This is a genomic window from Megasphaera sp. MJR8396C (genome assembly GCF_001546855.1).
GTDB lineage: Bacteria > Bacillota > Negativicutes > Veillonellales > Megasphaeraceae > Megasphaera.
On sequence record NZ_KQ958179.1, the window covers coordinates 81,445 to 100,306 of the forward strand.

Annotated in this window: 14 protein-coding genes, 1 tRNA gene and 1 other RNA gene; 1 reads left to right on the forward strand and 15 read right to left on the reverse strand. The window is 52.6% G+C overall.

Going from position 1 to position 18,862, the window contains the following annotated elements; genetic code table 11:
• The 13 genes from HMPREF3201_RS05825 to tkt form a co-directional block, all read right to left on the reverse strand.
• Nucleotides 1-77: transfer RNA gene (locus HMPREF3201_RS05825), tRNA-Asp, on the reverse strand.
• A 237-nt stretch (nt 78-314) separates the two neighbouring features.
• Nucleotides 315-1,853 carry a ribonuclease Y gene (rny, locus tag HMPREF3201_RS05830; RefSeq protein ID WP_195190545.1) on the reverse strand — a complete coding sequence of 513 codons (1,539 nt, stop codon included), beginning with the start codon at nt 1,851-1,853 and terminating at the stop codon, nt 315-317.
• A 208-nt stretch (nt 1,854-2,061) separates the two neighbouring features.
• Entirely contained in the window at nt 2,062-2,499 is a 438-nt protein-coding gene (locus HMPREF3201_RS05835; protein WP_062412169.1) for a regulatory protein RecX, read from the reverse strand.
• Nucleotides 2,500-3,582 (reverse strand): recombinase RecA, encoded by a 1,083-nt coding sequence (gene recA / locus HMPREF3201_RS05840; RefSeq protein WP_172980546.1) that lies wholly within the window; start codon nt 3,580-3,582, stop codon nt 2,500-2,502.
• A gap of 12 nt (nt 3,583-3,594) precedes the next feature.
• Nucleotides 3,595-4,851, reverse strand: coding sequence for a competence/damage-inducible protein A (locus HMPREF3201_RS05845; RefSeq protein ID WP_062412171.1), 1,257 nt, complete (start codon nt 4,849-4,851; stop codon nt 3,595-3,597).
• 15 nt (nt 4,852-4,866) lie between these two features.
• On the reverse strand, nt 4,867-6,201 hold the full coding sequence (gene rimO, locus HMPREF3201_RS05850) for a 30S ribosomal protein S12 methylthiotransferase RimO (RefSeq protein ID WP_062412172.1): 1,335 nt from the start codon (nt 6,199-6,201) through the stop codon (nt 4,867-4,869).
• Nucleotides 6,202-6,207: 6 nt separating this feature from the next.
• A complete protein-coding gene (locus HMPREF3201_RS05855) occupies nt 6,208-7,251 on the reverse strand; it encodes an ABC transporter substrate-binding protein (protein WP_062412173.1) in 1,044 nt (347 codons plus the stop codon).
• A 5-nt stretch (nt 7,252-7,256) separates the two neighbouring features.
• Nucleotides 7,257-9,158, reverse strand: a complete 1,902-nt coding sequence (locus tag HMPREF3201_RS05860; protein ID WP_072272029.1) for a YgiQ family radical SAM protein — start codon at nt 9,156-9,158, stop codon at nt 7,257-7,259.
• Between the two features lie 12 nt (nt 9,159-9,170).
• The gene (locus tag HMPREF3201_RS05865) at nt 9,171-9,572 is read right to left on the reverse strand and encodes a helix-turn-helix domain-containing protein (RefSeq protein ID WP_081651679.1); all 402 of its coding nucleotides are present in this window, start codon (nt 9,570-9,572) and stop codon (nt 9,171-9,173) included.
• A 71-nt stretch (nt 9,573-9,643) separates the two neighbouring features.
• The gene (locus HMPREF3201_RS05870) at nt 9,644-12,157 is read right to left on the reverse strand and encodes an FtsK/SpoIIIE family DNA translocase (RefSeq protein ID WP_062412174.1); all 2,514 of its coding nucleotides are present in this window, start codon (nt 12,155-12,157) and stop codon (nt 9,644-9,646) included.
• A gap of 24 nt (nt 12,158-12,181) precedes the next feature.
• Complete coding sequence (locus HMPREF3201_RS05875) at nt 12,182-13,501, reverse strand: replication-associated recombination protein A (protein ID WP_062412175.1); 1,320 nt, start codon at nt 13,499-13,501, stop codon at nt 12,182-12,184.
• 79 nt (nt 13,502-13,580) lie between these two features.
• Nucleotides 13,581-13,758: non-coding RNA, 6S RNA (gene ssrS, locus HMPREF3201_RS05880), on the reverse strand.
• A gap of 150 nt (nt 13,759-13,908) precedes the next feature.
• Nucleotides 13,909-15,900 (reverse strand): transketolase, encoded by a 1,992-nt coding sequence (gene tkt / locus HMPREF3201_RS05885; protein WP_062412176.1) that lies wholly within the window; start codon nt 15,898-15,900, stop codon nt 13,909-13,911.
• Between the two features lie 199 nt (nt 15,901-16,099).
• Between tkt and HMPREF3201_RS05890 the strand changes: the two genes are divergently transcribed.
• Nucleotides 16,100-16,861, forward strand: a complete 762-nt coding sequence (locus tag HMPREF3201_RS05890) for an HAD family hydrolase (RefSeq protein WP_062412177.1) — start codon at nt 16,100-16,102, stop codon at nt 16,859-16,861.
• Here HMPREF3201_RS05890 and HMPREF3201_RS05895 read toward each other — a convergent pair.
• Nucleotides 16,856-18,010: a toxic anion resistance protein gene (locus HMPREF3201_RS05895; RefSeq protein WP_062412178.1), complete on the reverse strand. Its 1,155-nt coding sequence runs from the start codon at nt 18,008-18,010 to the stop codon at nt 16,856-16,858. The genes HMPREF3201_RS05890 and HMPREF3201_RS05895 overlap by 6 nt on opposite strands.
• A gap of 10 nt (nt 18,011-18,020) precedes the next feature.
• On the reverse strand, nt 18,021-18,734 hold the full coding sequence (locus HMPREF3201_RS05900) for a 5-bromo-4-chloroindolyl phosphate hydrolysis family protein (protein ID WP_062412179.1): 714 nt from the start codon (nt 18,732-18,734) through the stop codon (nt 18,021-18,023).
• Nucleotides 18,735-18,862 lie beyond the last annotated feature (128 nt).

Genomic DNA, 18,862 nt, shown 5'->3' on the forward strand with positions numbered 1-18,862 from the left:
TGGCGACCCCGATCAGATTTGAACTGACGATCTTCGCCGTGACAGGGCGACATGTTAAACCGCTACACCACGGGGCCATTTGCTTTCATGATTCGGGGCCGTCTCGGTATTTCTTAGTGCCTCGAACAAAAACTATTCTACTACAAAACGGTGACTTTGGCAAGTATTATTTTTAAATTCAATAATATTTTTTCACGACACATACCGTCCCGGTCCATCAGGCCGCAGCCCGCCTTTCAATTCGATACGTCAAGAGACGGTTTCAGAAAGGAAAAAGGTCGTCCAGAAGGACGACCTTGCAACCCAATATAAGATTATTTTGCATAATCGACCATCCGCGTTTCGCGAATGACGACGACTTTAATCTGTCCCGGATATTCCAGTTCAGCTTCAATGCGTTTAATGATGTCATGGGTCAAGAGGACGCAATCGGATTCATCCAACTTATCCGGTTTGACCATGACCCGGATTTCACGTCCGGCCTGGATAGCAAAACAGTCTTCAACACCATCAAAGGACTCGGCAATTTCTTCGAGCTTGGTCAGGCGCTTCAAGTAGTTTTCCAAGGTTTCCCGACGGGCACCCGGACGAGCAGCCGATACGGCATCAGCAGCCGCTACCAAGACGGCTTCCACACTCTGTGCTTCTTCATCGCCGTGGTGGGCAGCAATCCCGTTGATGACCAACTTCGATTCGCCGTATTTCTTGGCGATTTCGACACCGATAGAGACGTGGGTCCCTTCCAGTTCATGGTCCAGGGCCTTGCCGATATCGTGAATCAAGCCGGCGCGTTTAGCCAGTTTTTCATCGACACCCAATTCGGCAGCCATAATGCCTGCCAGCTGGGAGACTTCGATAGAATGGCGCAGTACATTCTGGCCATAACTGGTGCGGTAGCGCAGCCGACCGAGGATCTTGATGAGTTCCGGATGGAGTCCGTGAACGCCGGCTTCGTACGTTGCCTGTTCCCCGGCTTCGCGAATCTTCTGATTGATTTCTTTACGAGCCTTTTCAACCATTTCTTCAATGCGTGCCGGATGGATACGGCCGTCGGCAATCAGTTTTTCTAAGGCAATACGGGCGATTTCCCGACGGATCGGATCGAAGCACGACAAGATGACGGCTTCCGGCGTATCGTCGATGATGAGGTCAACCCCGGTCAGCATTTCAATAGCCCGGATATTCCGACCTTCACGGCCGATGATACGGCCCTTCATTTCGTCATTCGGAAGCGACACAACGGATACCGTCGTTTCGGCTACATGGTCAGCAGCGCAGCGCTGAATCGCCACGGAAATGATTTCCCGAGCCTTGCTTTCTGCTTCTTCATGAGCCTGTTCTTCCAGCATCTTGATCATCTGTGCCGTTTCATGTTTTACTTCACTCTGAACGTTGTTCAAAAGCAATTCTTTAGCATCTTCATATGTCAAGCCGGAAATTCGTTCCAATTCAGCCATTTTCTGTTCGTGAATGGCTTCGATTTTTTCCTGCATGCGCGTGACTTCTTCTTCCTTGCGCTGCAAGCTGTCTTCTTTCTTTTCCATGGAATCGGATTTCTTGTCTAAATGTTCTTCTTTTTGCAGCAGACGCCGTTCAAAGCGCTGTAATTCCGTGCGGCGTTCCTTGTGTTCCCGTTCGGCATCGCTGCGCAGTTTATGGATTTCTTCCTTGCCTTCGAGGACCAGTTCTTTCTTGCGGGCTTCCGCATTTTGCTGGGCCGTCACAATGATCCGCTGCGCTTCGACTTCGGCCTGGCCGATTTTGCCTTCGGCAATCTTCTTACGATAGATATAACCGGCACCGCCGCCGATGAGACCACAAATAATGGCCGCAACAATAGTAGTAGTCAGCATAGTAACAAATTCACCTCCCCTTCACAAAAAAAAGCCGAACCTACCGTCCGGCTTTTTTTATGAGTATGTAAAATTTACTTCATGTTCAAAAAACCTACAATTATGCAAAATATGGACCAGTGTATCAAACCGGCTCCTTTAATTGTAATTTTTTTTCATATCAATGTCAAGACGATTCGGTGTCAGAAATCCTTATTTCGACTGCCCGTCAAGGCTGGTCATCACCGGCTGTAAAAGAGGCGATGATCTCGGAGATGACGGAAGGAGAAAAGCCGCGGTACTGTAAGTATCGCGCCGCCTTTCGCCGCTCCTCAAAGTGACGGGAAAATTTCCGCTCGACAAGTGCCTCGGCCAAAGCATATTCATCAGGCCGTGTGATATCCTCCGGCACGGCCAGCTGCCGGCGCCGGAGGCAGTTTGCAATATATAAATGGCCGTACTGCCCTTTGCGGACATAGTTGGCATAGACCTGTCGGGCCAGGCGGTCGTCGTCGATAAAGTGCTCGTCCTTCAACATGGCCATCACTTCGTCGATGACGTCGTCACTGACGTCGCGCCGCCGCAGTTTGGTGCGCAGTTCGCCTTCACTCAAAAAGCGGACATTGAGTAACTGCAGCGCCTTTTCATAGGCCTCGCTATAAGTCATTTATTCTTCTTCGTCACTTTCCGGTACGGCTGCTGCCACGGCATCCGATTCCATCAATTCTTCGTCCATGACATCGTCGAATTTTTCCGGTTCCGCTGCCAGGGTGTCGCGGATGATCTTTTCGACTTCGTCCGTGATTTCCGGATGTTCCTTCATGAAGATCTTGACATTTTCCTTGCCCTGGCCCAGTCGTTCACCCTTGTAGGAGTACCAGGTACCACTCTTTTCAATGATGTCCATGGACGTCCCCAGGTCGAGGACCGTCCCTTCACGGGAAATGCCCTGGCCATACATGATATCGAATTCGCAGTGTTTAAAGGGAGGTGCCACTTTATTCTTGACAACCTTGACCCGAGCCCGGTTGCCGATGACGTCGCCGCCGGCTTTGATGGCTTCGCCTTTGCGGATTTCCATGCGGATCGACGCGTAGAATTTCAAGGCCCGGCCGCCCGTCGTCGTTTCGGGGTTGCCGAACATGACGCCGACTTTTTCACGGAGCTGGTTGATGAAGATGACCATGGCCTTCGATTTAGAAATGATCCCCGTCAATTTACGCAGGGCCTGGCTCATGAGGCGGGCCTGGAGGCCGACGTGAGAGTCGCCCATTTCGCCTTCGATTTCAGCTTTCGGGACCAGGGCGGCAACGGAGTCGACGACGATGACATCGACAGCACCGCTGCGGACCAGTTCTTCTGTGATTTCAAGGGCCTGTTCGCCGTTATCCGGCTGGGAAATGAGCAGTTCGTTGGTGTCGACGCCAAGGTGGCGGGCATAGACCGGATCGAGGGCGTGTTCGGCATCGATGAAGGCTGCAATGCCGCCGTTTTTCTGGGCTGACGCAATGGCGTGCAGGGCCAGGGTCGTCTTCCCTGACGATTCAGGGCCGTAGATTTCGATGACTCGGCCCCGAGGATATCCGCCAACGCCGACGGCTAAGTCGACGGCTAAGGATCCCGATGAGATAACTTCTAAGTTCATCTTGTCAGCAATGTCGCCGAGACGCATGATCGCGCCTTTCCCAAAGTCTTTTTCAATCTTGCGCATTGCATTTTCAAGTGCTGTCTGTTTCGCGTCCAAAATCATTCCTCCTAACGGTTATTTGTTTTTATGGTTCACAAGATAACGCACTACATAATAGATGGCCCGTACGGCAGCACGGCGTTTGATTTCAGCACGGCCGCCGTGGTAGACGTCGCGGTGAACGAGGGTTCCCCAAGGGCCGCTGACGCCGGTGTAAACAAGGCCTACGGGCTGTTCTTCCGTACCGCCGCCGGGGCCGGCGATGCCGGTCGTGCTGACCGCGATATCACTGCCGTAAAGGCGGCGGCTGCCATCAGCCATTTCAGCCGCTGTTTCGGCGCTGACGGCGGTATATCGTTCAAGGGTCTCATGAGAGACGCCGAGGAGTTTCTCTTTCATTTCGTTGCAGTACGTCCCGGCGGAGCCGCGGAAGTAGTCGGACGCACCGGGTATGTCGGTAATGAGCGAACCGATCAGGCCGCCCGTGCAGGATTCGGCAGCGCTGACGATATAGCCAGCCTGACGGACTTCCCGTCCCAAGACATCGGCCATCGTTTCGTCATTAAAGCTGACGATCTGGTCATTCAGACGGCTGCGTACTTCTTCTTCCAAGGGTTCCAGAAGGGCCTCAGCCTGTTCTTCACTGTCAGCCCGTGCCGTCAATCGGACTTCTACGAATCCCGGCCGGGCGTACATAGCCAGGGTCGGATTCGACTGGTCTTTGACGAGATCCATCAGTCGTTCTTCAATAAAGGCTTCGCCCATATCATAAATCTTGATATAGAGCGAGCGGATACTGCCCTGACTGCCAAAGGTTTTAAGGAGCCAGGGTTTCAGGCGATTTTCATACATCCAGCGCATTTCGCTGGGCGGCCCCGGCAAATGTACCAAGTTTTTTCCGCCGCCCTGCATGGCGACGCCCGGTGCCGTCCCGGCTTCGTTATCAAAGATCGCGGCTCCTTCGGGAATCATGGCCTGGCGCTTTTGATTTTCGGTCATCGTCACCGTGCCGTGATGGGCGGTCACCCAGGCCTGGACGGAATCGGCAATGGCCTGATCATAGATCAGGGGACGATTCATCAGTTCGGCCCCGATGATCTTGGTCATATCGCCCTGGGTCGGCCCGAGGCCGCCTGTCGTAATGACCAAATCGGCCCGCGATAAGGCCGTCTTTAAGACGTCCTTCATGCGCTGGGGATTATCGCCGACCGTCGTATGGTAGACGACGAAGTACCCCAATTCATTGAGTTGTTTCGATAAATAGGCGGAATTGTAATTGGTGATTTCGCCTAACAGTAATTCAGAGCCTGTCGTAACCAGTTCTACTAGCATTTACAATCACCTCGGTTAATCGAGCCGTTCAGCCACGAGATCATAGGCAAAGCCCTGGGCAATGCGGACCGGAATCATATCGCCGGGCTGTACGCCCTCAGCATCTTCCAAATAGGTCAGGCCATCGACATCGGGCGCCTGGATTTCAATGCGGCCCACGGCCTGGGTCACGCCTTTTTCTTGTTCTACTTTTTCGACTAACATGGTATGGACGGATCCTTCCAGTTCCTGGTTCCGGATTTCCGATACCTTGGCCTGGATGGCCATGAGCTGGTGATAGCGTTCTTCTTTTACCTCTTCGGGAATCTGTCCGTCCATGGTCGCTGCCGGCGTCCCCGCTTCCTGGGAATAGGTAAAGACACCGACGTCGTCAAATTCCGTTTCCTTTACGAAGTCACAGAGGGCCTGGAATTCCGCTTCGGTTTCACCGGGGAAGCCGACGATAAAGGTCGAGCGCAAGGTGAGCTTGCGGCCGTGGCTGCACAATTTTTTGATGAGGCGGCGCACATCGTCTTCGGAATCGCGGCGGTTCATGCGGCGCAGGACCGGTTCGGCAATGTGTTGAAGCGGCAAGTCGACGTAGGGACAGATTTTGTCTTCCTCGACGATGAGATTCATCAATTCATCTGTAAAGTAATGGGGATAGAGATAGAACAGGCGAATCCAGCGAATCCCTTCGATGGGAACCAATTGGCGCAGGAGATCCGGCAAGAGCGAGTGGCCGGCGATATCGACGCCATAGCTGGTCGTATCCTGAGCGATGAGGTTGATTTCCTTTACGCCGTCGGCAGCCAGCTGCTGCACTTCAGCGACAATTGATTCGATGGGACGACTGTACAGTTTTCCCCGAACGTGTGGAATGATGCAGAAAGAACAGCCGTTATTACAGCCTTCGCCGATTTTGACATAGGCGCTATAGGTCGGCGTCGTCCGCATGCGGCTCGTATTTTGGTCGTATAAATGGCTGACATCGTCGATGAAGCAGGCTTTGCGGCCTTTTTTGACAGTATCGATAGCTTCCCAGATGCGATCCCAAGAACCGGTACCCAAGAGAGCGTCGATTTCCGGCATTTCCTTCATCAGTTCTTCTTTATACTGCTGGCTGAGACACCCCGTTACGATGAGAATCTTGCAGTTGCCCTCGGTTTTATAGCGGGCGGCCTGCAAGATAGTGTCGATAGATTCCTGCTTTGCTTTTTCAATAAAGGTACAGGTATTGACGATAATAATGTCAGACTGGGCAAGGTCCTCGGTGATTTCCATGTGGCGATCGCGGAGGATGCCCAGCATGACTTCTGTATCGATGAGATTTTTAGAACAGCCTAAGCTGACAAATCCGATCTTTTCCATGTATCGTTATTTTTCCTTTCCGAAGCGAATTGATTTGATCCACCATGACTGTAAGTTGCGGCGGCCTTCATCAGAATATAATTTTTTTACCGGGAATAAGACGAGTCCCCGTCCGTTGGCGTCGAGATCAGGCTGGGCCTGCGGCAGGGCATCGCTCATGAAAATGTGTTTTTGCTGTAAGACGGCATTGGCTTCCGGCGAATAGATCCAATCGGCAAAAGCATTGGCCAGTTCCCCGTCTTCACACCAATTGGTGACAGCAATCCCCGTCAACCAGTACGACGTACCGTCTTGGGGGTAGATGATATAAATAGGCGCTCCGTCATTTCGATACTGACGGGCAGACGAAGCGTCGGCTACGCCGATATCGGCTTCCCCGCTGGCAACGCGGCGGACGTTGACCGACATCGATTTCGAATACGAAGCGACGTGACTTTGCAGGGCACGCAGATAGCGTTCACTTTCATCGAGACCTTTTATCTCTACGAAAGAGCAGAGGAATTCGCCGGCCATATCCATGGCGGCCAGGTCCGGAAAGGCCAGCAGCATCTGCGGATCGGTCAACAGGTCATCCCAGGTAGACAGGAGCTGGCCCCGCCGCTCATAATAAGACTGACTGACGACAAAGACCATGGGATTATACCATAAACCGCTCCACAGGCCGTCGGCGTCCTTCATGGACGCCGGGACATTGTCGGTATAGGCCGACTCATACGGCTGGAGAATGCCATTTTGCTTTTGCGTACGCAAATCATCTTCCGAAGCGATGAGGATATCCGGCTTGGGGCCGTTGAGATTCCCCAACGACTGGCGCATATCACTGTCGGTCTTGGAATAAATCTGCACCCGCAAATGCTTCTGCTTATAAAATTCTCGGGCCAAACCGTCATTGACATCCTGCGGCAAATCCGAAAAGACGACGAGATGGCGGCCGGCTTCATAAGCCCGTTGTGCTTCTTCCTGCTGGTGCTTCATCAAGATAGGCCATGCCAGTCCCAAAAGTAAGATGACGAAGACGCTGAGCACGACAAAAGGCACGTATTTCTTCATTGTATTCACCTGAATTTTCTAGTTCGATTCAAATCCTTCCGCCCTTGTCCGGCACGGACAGGAGAACGGCCATGACGGCCATTGCTGAGCGGATGGCCTGACTGACGTGAATGGCGCCGCGGTGCAACGAGGCACTTCGGCCCGTAACCGATGAGGTCACGGCGGCCGGTCAGGCATAAGGCCTTATAGACAATATCATAATTGGCCGGGTTCTTATACTGCATAAGGGCCCGCTGCATCTGTTTTTCTTCTGCCTTGCGGGCAACATATACCTTTTGCCCGGTCAAGGGATTAATTCCCGTATAATACATGGCCGTCGACAAGCTTCCCGGCGTCGGGATAAAATCCTGTACCTGTTCGGGCTGCATATGCATATCCCGCAAAAATTCGGCCAGGGACACGGCATCTTTTAAGGTACAGCCTGGATGACTGGACATGAAATACGGAACCAGATACTGTTTCTTTCCCAGTTCCCGATTGGCTTCATCGAACCAGTCCTTAAAGGTCAGAAAGGCGTTGACATCGGCCTTTCCCATGAGGTCGGTCACGTGTTTGACGACGTGTTCCGGCGCCACCTTCAACTGGCCGCTGACGTGATACTGGCAGAGTTCTTTGACGAATTCTTTATTGCCGTCGGCCAGCACGTAGTCATAGCGAAGGCCGGAGCGGACGAAGACTTTCTTTACCCCTTTTACATGGCGGATTTTCCGCAAAAGCTCCAAGTAGTCATCATGAGACGTATTGAGGTTGCGGCAGGTTTCGCTGCCGATGCAGTGGCGATTGCGGCACACCCCATCGGTCAGCTGCTTTTGGCAGGCCACATGGCGGAAGTTAGCCGTCGGACCGCCGACGTCATGGATATAACCTTTAAAGCCCGGAAGTTTCGTCATCCGTTCCGTTTCGCGAACGAGGGACTCCTGGCTGCGGTGCTGAATGATGCGCCCCTGATGGCTGGCAATGGCACAGAAATGACAGTGGCCGAAACAGCCGCGCTGGCTGGTCAGGCTGAACTGTACTTCCTGCAGGGCCGGAACCCCGCCGGCAGCATCGTAATCGGGATGCCAGCGGCGCTGGAAGGGCAGTTCGTAAATGGCATCCATCTCTTCCGTCGACAGGGGCAGGGCCGGCGGCGTCTGGACGACGAAGCGGTTTTCCGACGGCTGGATGATGGTCTTGCCGTAAAAAGGATCCTGCTCTTCATACTGCATCTTAAAGGCCTTGGCAAAGGCCGCCTTATCATCCCGGACCGCTTCATAAGATGGGCAGACGACGGTCTTGTCCGAAACGGGCGGTTTCCCGGTCACATAGCAGATGCCGCGGATATCGTACATCTCGGCAACCGATTTGCCTTCAGCCAGGGCATCGGCAATTTCGACAATGGAGTGTTCCCCCATGCCATAACTGAGGATGTCGGCCTTGCTGTCGAGGAGGATCGAATGGCGTACTTTATTGGACCAGTAGTCATAATGAGCAAAACGGCGCAGGCTGGCCTCGATGCCGCCGATGATGATCGGCACATCTTTATAAGCCTCGCGCATACGGTTGGCATAGACAATCGTCGCCCGTTCCGGCCGGTGCCCCGTTTCACCGCCCGGTGAATAACTGTCGCGGCTGCGGAATTTTCGAGCCGCCGTCTTTTCATTGAGCATAGAATCGAGGTTCCCTGCCGTAATCAAAGCGGCCAGCCGCGGCCGGCCCAACGCTTTAAAGGCATCGGCACTGTGCCAATCCGGCTGGGAAATAAGGCCGACACGATAGCCCCGGCTTTCGAGGACGCGGCCGATGAGGGCTGCGGCAAAACCGGGGTGATCGACATAGGCGTCGCCATTGATGTAGACAAAATCAAGTTGATCCCAGCCGCGTCGTTTCATATCTTCTCGACTGGTTACTAAGAAATTCTCGCGCATATGGCTCCTTATTTACATTAAAATCCAAATGATGAGCAACAGGAAGATGATGATGCCGGCCACAATCGTAATTTCCGGCCAATTTCCCTGCCGCGTCTTTTTCTTCTTACTGTCTTTCCTATTTTTTTGATGTTTAGCAGGAACGATGGTCCGCACTTCCGGTCTCGGCGTCCGTTCTTCCACAGAGGCCTTATATTCCTGGACCAGGGCGATGCCGTCCAATTCCAAAAAGTTGCCGTAGTTGCGAATAAAGCCTTTGACGAATACGGCACCGGGAATGGCATCATATTCATTGGCTTCCAAAGCTTCCAGGTATTCCCGCTTTATATTGAGGGCCTCCGATACGTCTTGTAAAGTCAGGCCCTGTTGTTCTCTCGCTAATCGTAATACGTCACCGATCGAAGATTCCTTCACTGTCTTTCTCTCCCTATCTACTATAATCGTATCCTTTATTATATAACAGATACGACAAAGGGTACAGGGGGTCAGCCCAAATACTTCTGTTGGACTTCATCGGCCGTCATCAAAATATCCCGCGGCTTACTGCCGTTATTGGGTCCGACGATGTGCATGGCTTCCATCATGTCGATCATGCGGGCAGCCCGCGTATAGCCGATGCGGAAACGGCGCTGGAGCATGGAGGTCGAAGCCTGGCCGGTCTCGAGGACCATGTCGATGGCCTGACGCATGAGGTCGTCTTCAAAAAAGTCGACGCTGTCTTCGGCATTTTCAGACTGGGCCTTTTGGACCGACTCATCGTAATGGGGCCCGTCCTGGCCCTTGATGAATTCGACCATCTCGTCGATTTCCGAATCGGAAATAAAGGCACCTTGGACGCGGAGCGGTTTGGACGCCCCGAGGGGATAAAAGAGCATATCCCCTTTGCCGATCAGTTTATCGGCGCCAGACATGTCTAAGATGGTACGCGAGTCGACCTGACTCGATACGGCGAAGGCGATACGGCTGGGCACGTTGGCCTTGATGAGGCCGGTCAGGACATCGACCGACGGCCGCTGCGTAGCCAGGACTAAATGCATGCCGCAGGCACGGGCTTTCTGGCCCAGACGGATGATCGACTTTTCAACGTCGTCAGAGGCCATCATCATGAGGTCCGCCAATTCGTCGATGATGATGACGATAAAGGGCATGGTTTCATCCGGATGAAGTTCATTATAGCGGGAAATATCCCTCGTATGGGTGAGGGCAAAGCGCTTATAGCGGTCATCCATTTCGCGAACGGCCCAGCGCAGGACGCTGGCAGCCTTCTTGGGATCGGTGACGACCGGCGTCAGTAAATGTGGAATTCCATTATAGTTTGACAATTCAACGACTTTGGGGTCGATGAGGATCAATTTTACATCTTCCGGGCGCTGCTTAAAGAGGATGCTGGCAATGAAGGTATTGATGCAGACACTCTTGCCGGAGCCCGTCGAACCTGCCACCAAAAGGTGGGGCATCTTGGTCAGATCGGCTACGATGGGGTTGCCGGCAATGTCTTTCCCTAAGCAGACGGGAACGCCTCTGGCGGCCTTTTGGAAGGTGTCACTTTCAATGACGTCGCGCAGGTTGACGCCAGTCAGTTTTTTATTCGGCACTTCAATGCCGACGGCGGCTTTCCCCGGGATAGGCGCTTCGATACGGATATCCGTCGCCGCCAATTTAAGGGCAATGTCGTCGGCCAAATGGACGATCTTACTGACCTTGACGCCGGCCGCCGGTTCCAATTCATAGCGCGTAATCGACGGCCCCTGGCTGGCATTCAAAATCTTAGCGTCGATATTGAAGCTCTGCAGTGTTTCTTTTAAAATTGCGGCATTTTCCCGCACTTCGTCACTGAGTCCGACCGTATGCTGGGGACCGGGTTTCAAGATGGAAACAGACGGCAGGCGGTACATCTTCATTCCCTCCGCCTTAGGAACGGCACTACTGCCTTCCTCGCTGATTTCGACGGCTACGCTGCTCTGTTCGACTTCAATCGGTTTGATATCGTCCATATCGTGACGAAGGACATCTCGTTCTTCAGCTAAAGACGGAGTATTTACCGGCTGAACGTCGTGCGCCGTCGGTTCCGTATCGGAAACGACGTTTTCATGAATCTGGCTGTAATCGGGAACGTCTTCCATCTCTTCGGCGCCCTGTTCAAGGATGTCATCCCAATAATCATCGGCCCCTTCTGCAGGCATTTTTTCTTCAATAGGCCGGGCGTCAAAGGTGACTTCTTCGACACCGTTTCCCAGATCACGGGCATCGGAAATCTGGATCCCCTCCGGCTGTGCTTCCGGAACGGCAGTCGCTGCCTTCTCCGGTTCGTCCTGAGGCGCCTGATCCAGAGCCTGAAAATCGAAAATCTTCCGTTTTTCATGCCATTGACGCAGGGAATGGGAGGCATCCTGCAGGCCTTCGACGGCTTTTCCGGAAACACGGGCCGCTTCCTGGCCGGCCTTGTCGGCCACGACGGCGACAGGCTGAGAAATTGACCAGTTCTTCCAAATCAAAAAGGTAACGATAGCGGCGCCCACGATGGCCAAAAAGGCCCCAAAAAAGCCGAGAAACTGCTGCAGCACCGAGGATACGATAGCCCCGATGATACCTCCTCCGACGGATAAGCTGGACGGCAGGAATGCCGTCCCTTCCGGAATGACCAGTAAATGAATGAGACCTAAGAGCAGCACATAAATCCAAGTACCGACAAGCCAGGACCGCGATACGGGGCAGGCTTTGCGGACGACGATATACTTCAGGCCCAGGACGACCAAAGACAGACTGACGACGATCCGCCCCAGTCCAAAAATGTAGGATAAGACATTATCGATACTGTGCCCGATTCGGCCCGTATCGACGCCGATAAAACCGACGGTTGCAAAGACACCGAATAAGATGCAGCAAATCCCAATAATCTCGTATTTTAAAAGGGGCGATTTCTCAGCCCGCTTGGCCGTCCGTGCCCGCCGTGTCGTCCGCTTGCGGCGGGTAGTTTTAGGGGTCCTTCCGTTTGCCAAAATAGTTCACCTTCCACTAATAGATTACTTGTCACTGCGGCGCTTATGCCAGGCAGCGGCCATATCTTTTTCATGGCCATAAGGTCTTTCATGATAATACGACGCCCCCTTCAGGGCTTCAGGCAGGTACTGCTGAGCGACCCAGGCGCCGTCAAAATCGTGGGGATACTGATAGTTTATGCCGTGGCCCAGCTTGGCCGCTCCGCTGTAATGACTATCCCGCAAATAATCGGGAATATCCCCGCAGTCTTTGCGGCGCACATCACTGAGGGCGGCGTCGACGGCCAAATAGGCACTGTTGCTCTTGGGCGCACAGGCGACATAGATGACGGCTTCCGATAAGATGATCCGTCCTTCGGGCCAGCCGACGAATTGAACGGCCTGGGCCGCTGCATTGGCAATGACCAGCGCTTGGGGATCGGCAAGGCCGACGTCTTCAGCAGCGCAGATGACCAGACGGCGGGCAATAAAGGACGGCTGCTCACCGGCTTCGATCATGCGGGCTAGGTAATGCAGGGCCGCATCGGGGTCAGAGCCGCGCATGCTCTTGATAAAGGCCGATACCGTATCGTAATGGGCATCGCCCTTCTTATCATAGGTATAGACTTTATGACCGGCTACTTTTTCGATAGCTTCCTGGGTCAACGTTCCGCCGACGGGAATGACCATGGCAACCTGTTCCAACAGATTGAGGCCTACGCGGGCATCGCGGTCAGCCAGGCGGGCAATGGTTCCGAGCATCTCGTCACTGCCTTCAATGCCAAGGTTCCCCAGCCCTTTCACCGTATCGGTCAGGGCTCGGCGCAGCACGGATACGACGGCCTTTTCGGACAAGGGCTGGAGGGAAATGACCCGCAGCCGGGATAATAAGGGGCGATTGACTTCAAAATAAGGGTTTTCCGTCGTCGCTCCGACCAAAATGACTGTCCCGTCTTCGACATAAGGCAGGAGTACATCCTGCTGACTCTTATTGAAGCGGTGGATTTCATCGATAAAGAGAATCGTCCGCTTCTGATATAAATGAACCGCTTCCTTGGCAGCTGCAATCACTTTGCGCAGCTCTGCCGTCCCGGCGGTTACGGCATTCAAGGTCACAAAGCGGCTGTCCGTTTCCGTAGCGATGACATGGGCCAGGGTCGTCTTGCCGACACCGGACGGGCCATAGAATAAGAGCGACGGAATCGTATCCCGTTCGATCATCATCCGCAGGAAGCTCCCCGGACCTATCAATTCGTCCTGCCCATAGACGTCATCCAGTGATTCCGGCCGCATCCGGACGGCCAGCGGCGCATACTCCCTGCCGCTCCGTTCATCGGCCATGGAAAATAAATCGTCTCCGCTCATTTGTTTGCTCTCCAGACTAAATAGAACGCCGCCAAGAGGTTCTTAGCGGCGGAAACATACATACATTCTTAAACAAGAAAAGAGCCCCACCATGCCGTTTATAAACCGAGTTTTGAGCCTGCCTAAGCAGGTGGGTGTCCTCCTATATGGGTCGACAGTCCAGTGAAGGCATTGCCTCACAATATAGAGACCGAACTCCCAATGTAAAAAGTGTTGGTTCAAAACATCGAGACCATTTACGTACACAGTAGGGTTTCTTCTTGTACATAGTATAATAAAATACTCAAGAAAAATCAAGCCTTGACAATAGGAAAAGGGGCTGCCGCCCATGCAGCATCCCCTTTTCGAGACATCAGCAGGTCTTCGTAAGACCTGTTGACGACTTTATGCACCGATGAAAATCGGTCTTATTTTACAACTTTTTTAACCGTTTCAACAACATGTTCTGTCGTGAAGCCAAATTTTTTGAACAGCGTGCCTGCCGGAGCGGATGCACCGAAGGATTTCATAGAAACGGTAGCACCGTCGAGGCCGACGTATTTGCCCCAACCAAAAGCAGAAGCGGCTTCTACAGCAACGCGAGCCCGAACGGCTTTCGGGAGGACCTGTTCTTTATAAGCTTCATCCTGCTGTTCAAAGAGTTCCAAGCAAGGCATGCTGACGACGCGTACGTCGATGCCGCTCTTAGCCAATTCAGCCTTGGCGTTGACAGCCAGTTCAACTTCAGAACCGCTGGCCATGATGATGGCATCGGGAACGGCTTTCGAAGCGTCGGCAATTACATAAGCACCTTTAAGGGCATCCTTGCTGCTGCCAGCGAGCTGGGGCAGGTTCTGACGAGTGAGAACCAAGGCCGTCGGCGTCTTCTGGCTGGTAACGGCTAAGTACCAACCGGCAGCCGTTTCCGTAGCATCGGCCGGACGGAAGACGTTGACATTCGGAATGGAGCGCAGCATAGCCAGCTGTTCAATCGGTTCATGTGTCGGGCCATCTTCGCCAACACCAATGCTGTCGTGGGTCAGGACGTAGGTCGTCGGGAGTCCCATGAGTGCAGCCAAGCGGATCATCGGTTTCATGTAGTCACTGAAAACGAAGAAGGTACCGGCATAGGGGCGGACGCCGCCGTGAAGGGCCAAGCCGTTGGTCATAGCGCCCATAGCCAATTCGCGGACGCCGAAGTGAATGTTGCGGCCACTGTAATCGGCTTTTCCGAAGGAACCTGCACCCTTCATTTCCGTCTTGTTCGACGGTGCCAGGTCAGCACTGCCGCCAAAGAGCTGCGGAATGCGGTCTTTCAAGCGGTTAATCATCGTACCGGACAGGTTGCGCGTTGCCTGCGGTTTATCTTCATAGGCCCAGAATTCTTCGTCGTTTAAGAGCGCTTCAGCATCGATATCGGAATGGAAGGCATCCCATTTCGCTTTCATGTCCGGGAAGGCTGCGACATAAGCATCGAACAGTTTCTGCCAATCTTTTTCAGCAGCCCCTGCTTTCTGGCTCAGTTCTTCATAATGAACATAGACTTCGTCGGGAACGTAGAAGGTTTCTTCCGGTTTTGGCCAGTTGAGGTTTTTCTTCATAGCGACGATATTGTCTTCACCAAGGGGCGAGCCATGGGCATCGGCCGTCCCCTGTTTAGCCGGGCAGCCATAACCGATCTGAGTCTTGATGGTGATGAACGACGGATGTTCTTTGTCAGCCTTTGCTTCTTCGATGGCTTTGCCGATGGCAGCCATATCCGTTCCGTCTTCGACGGTGATGGTCTGGAAGCCGAAGGCCGCCATGCGGGCCTGAACATTTTCCGTAAAGGCCAGATCCGTACTGCCTTCGATGGAAATGCTGTTGCTGTCGTAAAGGATAACCAGTTTAGACAGGCCAAGGGTTCCGGCCAAAGACAGGGCTTCTGACGAAATGCCTTCCATCAAGCAGCCGTCACCACAAAGGGCAAAGGTGTAGTGGTCGACGACCGGATAGTCCGGTTTATTGAAGACAGCCGCTAAGTGAGCTTCTGCCATGGCCATGCCGACAGCCATGCCAAGGCCGGCGCCGAGGGGCCCCGTCGTAGCTTCAACGCCCGTCGTATGAGCATATTCCGGATGTCCCGGTGTTAAGGAGCCGTCTTGACGGAACTGCTTAATATCATCCAAAGTCAGGCCGTAGCCATATAAGTGAAGCAGCGAATACAGCAGCATCGAGCCGTGGCCTGCAGAGAGGATAAAGCGGTCCCGGTTCGCCCATTTCGGGTCTTTTGCATTGTGGTTCATGTGATTTGCCCAAAGTTCGTAGGCAATCGGGGCAGCGCCCAAGGGCAGGCCGGGATGGCCGGAGTTCGCCTTTTGGATCGCATCAGCCGATAAAACACGAATGGCATTTACACAAGTCGTATCAATGGTGCTCATTAGTCAAATCGCTCCTTTTTTAGGTTCGTTAAATATAAATAAACATTTACACTTTATTATGTAAAAAAAGGACTGTTCTGTCAATGGCAAAATATCTTTTTGAATATAAATTCATCCGCTTCTCCAGCATTCCAGATAGCCAAAAAGAATTATGCTATAATAAAAAGACCTTTATATTTCGCATAGAAAGGATAGGACCATGACTAAAAAATACTTCTTCTTTGATATTGACGGGACCTTAGGGCTTGGGATTTCAAGCATCATTCCGGCAGACAGCCTCTATTGCCTGCGCCGCCTCATGCAGGCCGGCCACTTTGTATCCATCGCGTCAGGCAGGTTGCAGCACGACGCCCAAACCTTTGCCGACCGCTATGGGATTCCGGCCGTCGTAGCCGACGGCGGCAACAGCCTGTCCTTACAGGGAGACGTCTTCGAAATGACGGGGCTGCCCCTTGAAAACTGCAAGGCCCTCCTCTACGAATTGGACCGGCGAGGCTTTCCTTGGGCCGTCGTCACCGACAACACGATCAACCGCTACACGCCCTATGAGACCTTTCCCCACGCCGATCCGCGCAATTATATGAAAACCGTCGTCAAGCCCGTCGATATCGACGAGTTGACGACGGTCTATAAAATCATGTACGCCCGGCCGGAGAAAAAAGACGATGAACCCGGTACCTATGATCTGCCACACCTGGAATATATCGACCATACGTACCTCATCGAACCGACCGATAAGCGCCGCGGCATCCTGCGCATGCTGGACCGCGTCGGCGGAAAGCCGGAAGATACGGTCGTATTCGGGGACGGTTTCAACGACATCGCCATGTTCGAAAAACCCTTCTTCTCCATCGCCATGGGCAACGCCCGGGAGGCCCTGAAAGAACGAGCCGACTATATTACCGATGACCACGACAAGGGCGGCATCTTAAAGGCCTGCAAGAAATTCGGCTGGTTATAAGGGATCGTTCCGGCCGGCACCTTTGAGGAGGGCATCTTTCAGCCGATCTTCGATCTGAAGCAATTCCTGTTCGGCTGCCTGCCGCTTCTGGCGGCCTTCGCTCTGAATGCGCAGCGTGTCTTCAATAGTAGCAATCAAATCGTCATTGACCTGCTTTACCGTCTCAATGTCGACGATAGCCCGTTCATTTTCGACCGCTGTATCGTGAGAATTCTGCTTGAGCATGGCCGCATTGCGCTTCAAGAGATCGTTCGTCGTTTCGGACACGGCCTGCTGCATCTTGAGGGCTTCCTGCTGCCGGCTAAGGCCGAGAGCCAGGATCATCTGATTCTTCCACAGCGGAATCGTATTGTAAATGGCACTCTGGATGCGGTCGACGAGAATCTTGTCGTTATCCTGGATGATCCGGATCTGCGGCGCCGTCTGAATGGCAATGGTCTTGCTGATTTTCAGGTCATGGACCTTCTTTTCAAAGCGGCTGACGGAATTTTTAAAATCCTGAACGACCTGTGTCGCCATCGGGTTGTCTGAGGCCTTGGCCTGGGCTTCTAATTCAGGGATCGTCGTTTCATTCAATTCCTGGATCTTTTCCTCCCCGGCTTTGATGTAAAGCTGGAGCTGCTTAAAATATTCCAGATTCTTATCGTACAAGCCGTCGAACATGGCAACGTCCTTCATGAGGACCATCTTTTGCTTGTCGAGGCCGGCCTGAATATTGTCGATCTGAGCCGACAGCGTCAAATAGGACTGCTGCAAGGCCGGTACTTTTTTAAACAAGGAACCGACGACGGGGAGATTCGTCAAGAACCCTTTGCCGCCCTCTTGTTCTTCTTCAAAGTCATGAACTTTCTTTACCAAGTCGTTAAGAAGGTCACCGGCTGCCGTCTTGTCCGTGCTCTTTATGGTCGATAAGATGCTGTTAGAGAAAGACGCGATATTGTTCTGGGCGGCAATGCCGTACTGAGCAATGGCATTGGCCGTCACCAGGTTGATCGACTCTTTGATCGTATCGACTTGCTGCCGTTCTTCGGCTGTAAGCGTTTCCACCTGACGATTGAAATTGACCAGTTCCTTCTTTTCATAGCTTTTGGGAGCGCCCTCATCGGACTGTCTGTTCTCTAAGAGGTCGTTCAAGTTGATATCCGCCATAATAAACACCCTACTTTCGTTTTGTATTTAAGAATTTATCCGTCAAATCAATGATCGAATTGACCAAATCATTATTGCGGTCCGGGATTTTTCGGCTCTCGGGAATTTCAGGCTTTAATCCGTCAGCCACCATATTGTCTTTCATGACCTTCATTTCTGCATCGAGGTCCATGAGCTGGGCATTGAGGACCTTGGAAAATTGGTCGGCATAAGCTTCATCAAAATTATTCAACAGTCGTTTAATCTGAAGCTTGGACTGTTGGACTTCGGCAGCGTCAAGGCCGGTCTGTTCCAGTTCTTTATACTTTTGCACCAGCAAAATAGCTCGATCCTGATAATAATCGACGAAGCGGCGGGACAGACTGATCCGTTCCGGATGGCCCTGCAGATAGGTGAGAAAATTCTTGGCAATGCCCTGCATCTTACCAATCTGCTTACGCAGCTCTTTATCGCTCAAAGTCTTCATTTCCCGGTCAAGGGTATTGAAGTCTTCGACAGCTCGTTTAAAGAGTTCCGTATTGAGTTTGTCGAGCTCTTCGTTGCCGGTTGAGATATTGACCTTAGCCTTAAACTTTTTCTTTCCCCGGAAAGCAAAACGAAGGGCAAAGATCCCGACGATCAAGGCAAAGATCCCCGTCGGTTCAATAGATCCCGAGCTTCCTGAAAGCGAATATCCGGCAGTGACAAAACAAAGAAGGGCTATAAAAAACATAAAAATGCGCATAATTTGGCCTCCTCAGTCTAAAGAATCTCTTTGTGTTAATCATACCATATTTCCCGGACATTTGTCGTCATTCTGTCAATATTCGCAAAAAAAGAGCTGCCTATGATGTGACCCCAAAAAGTTAGACC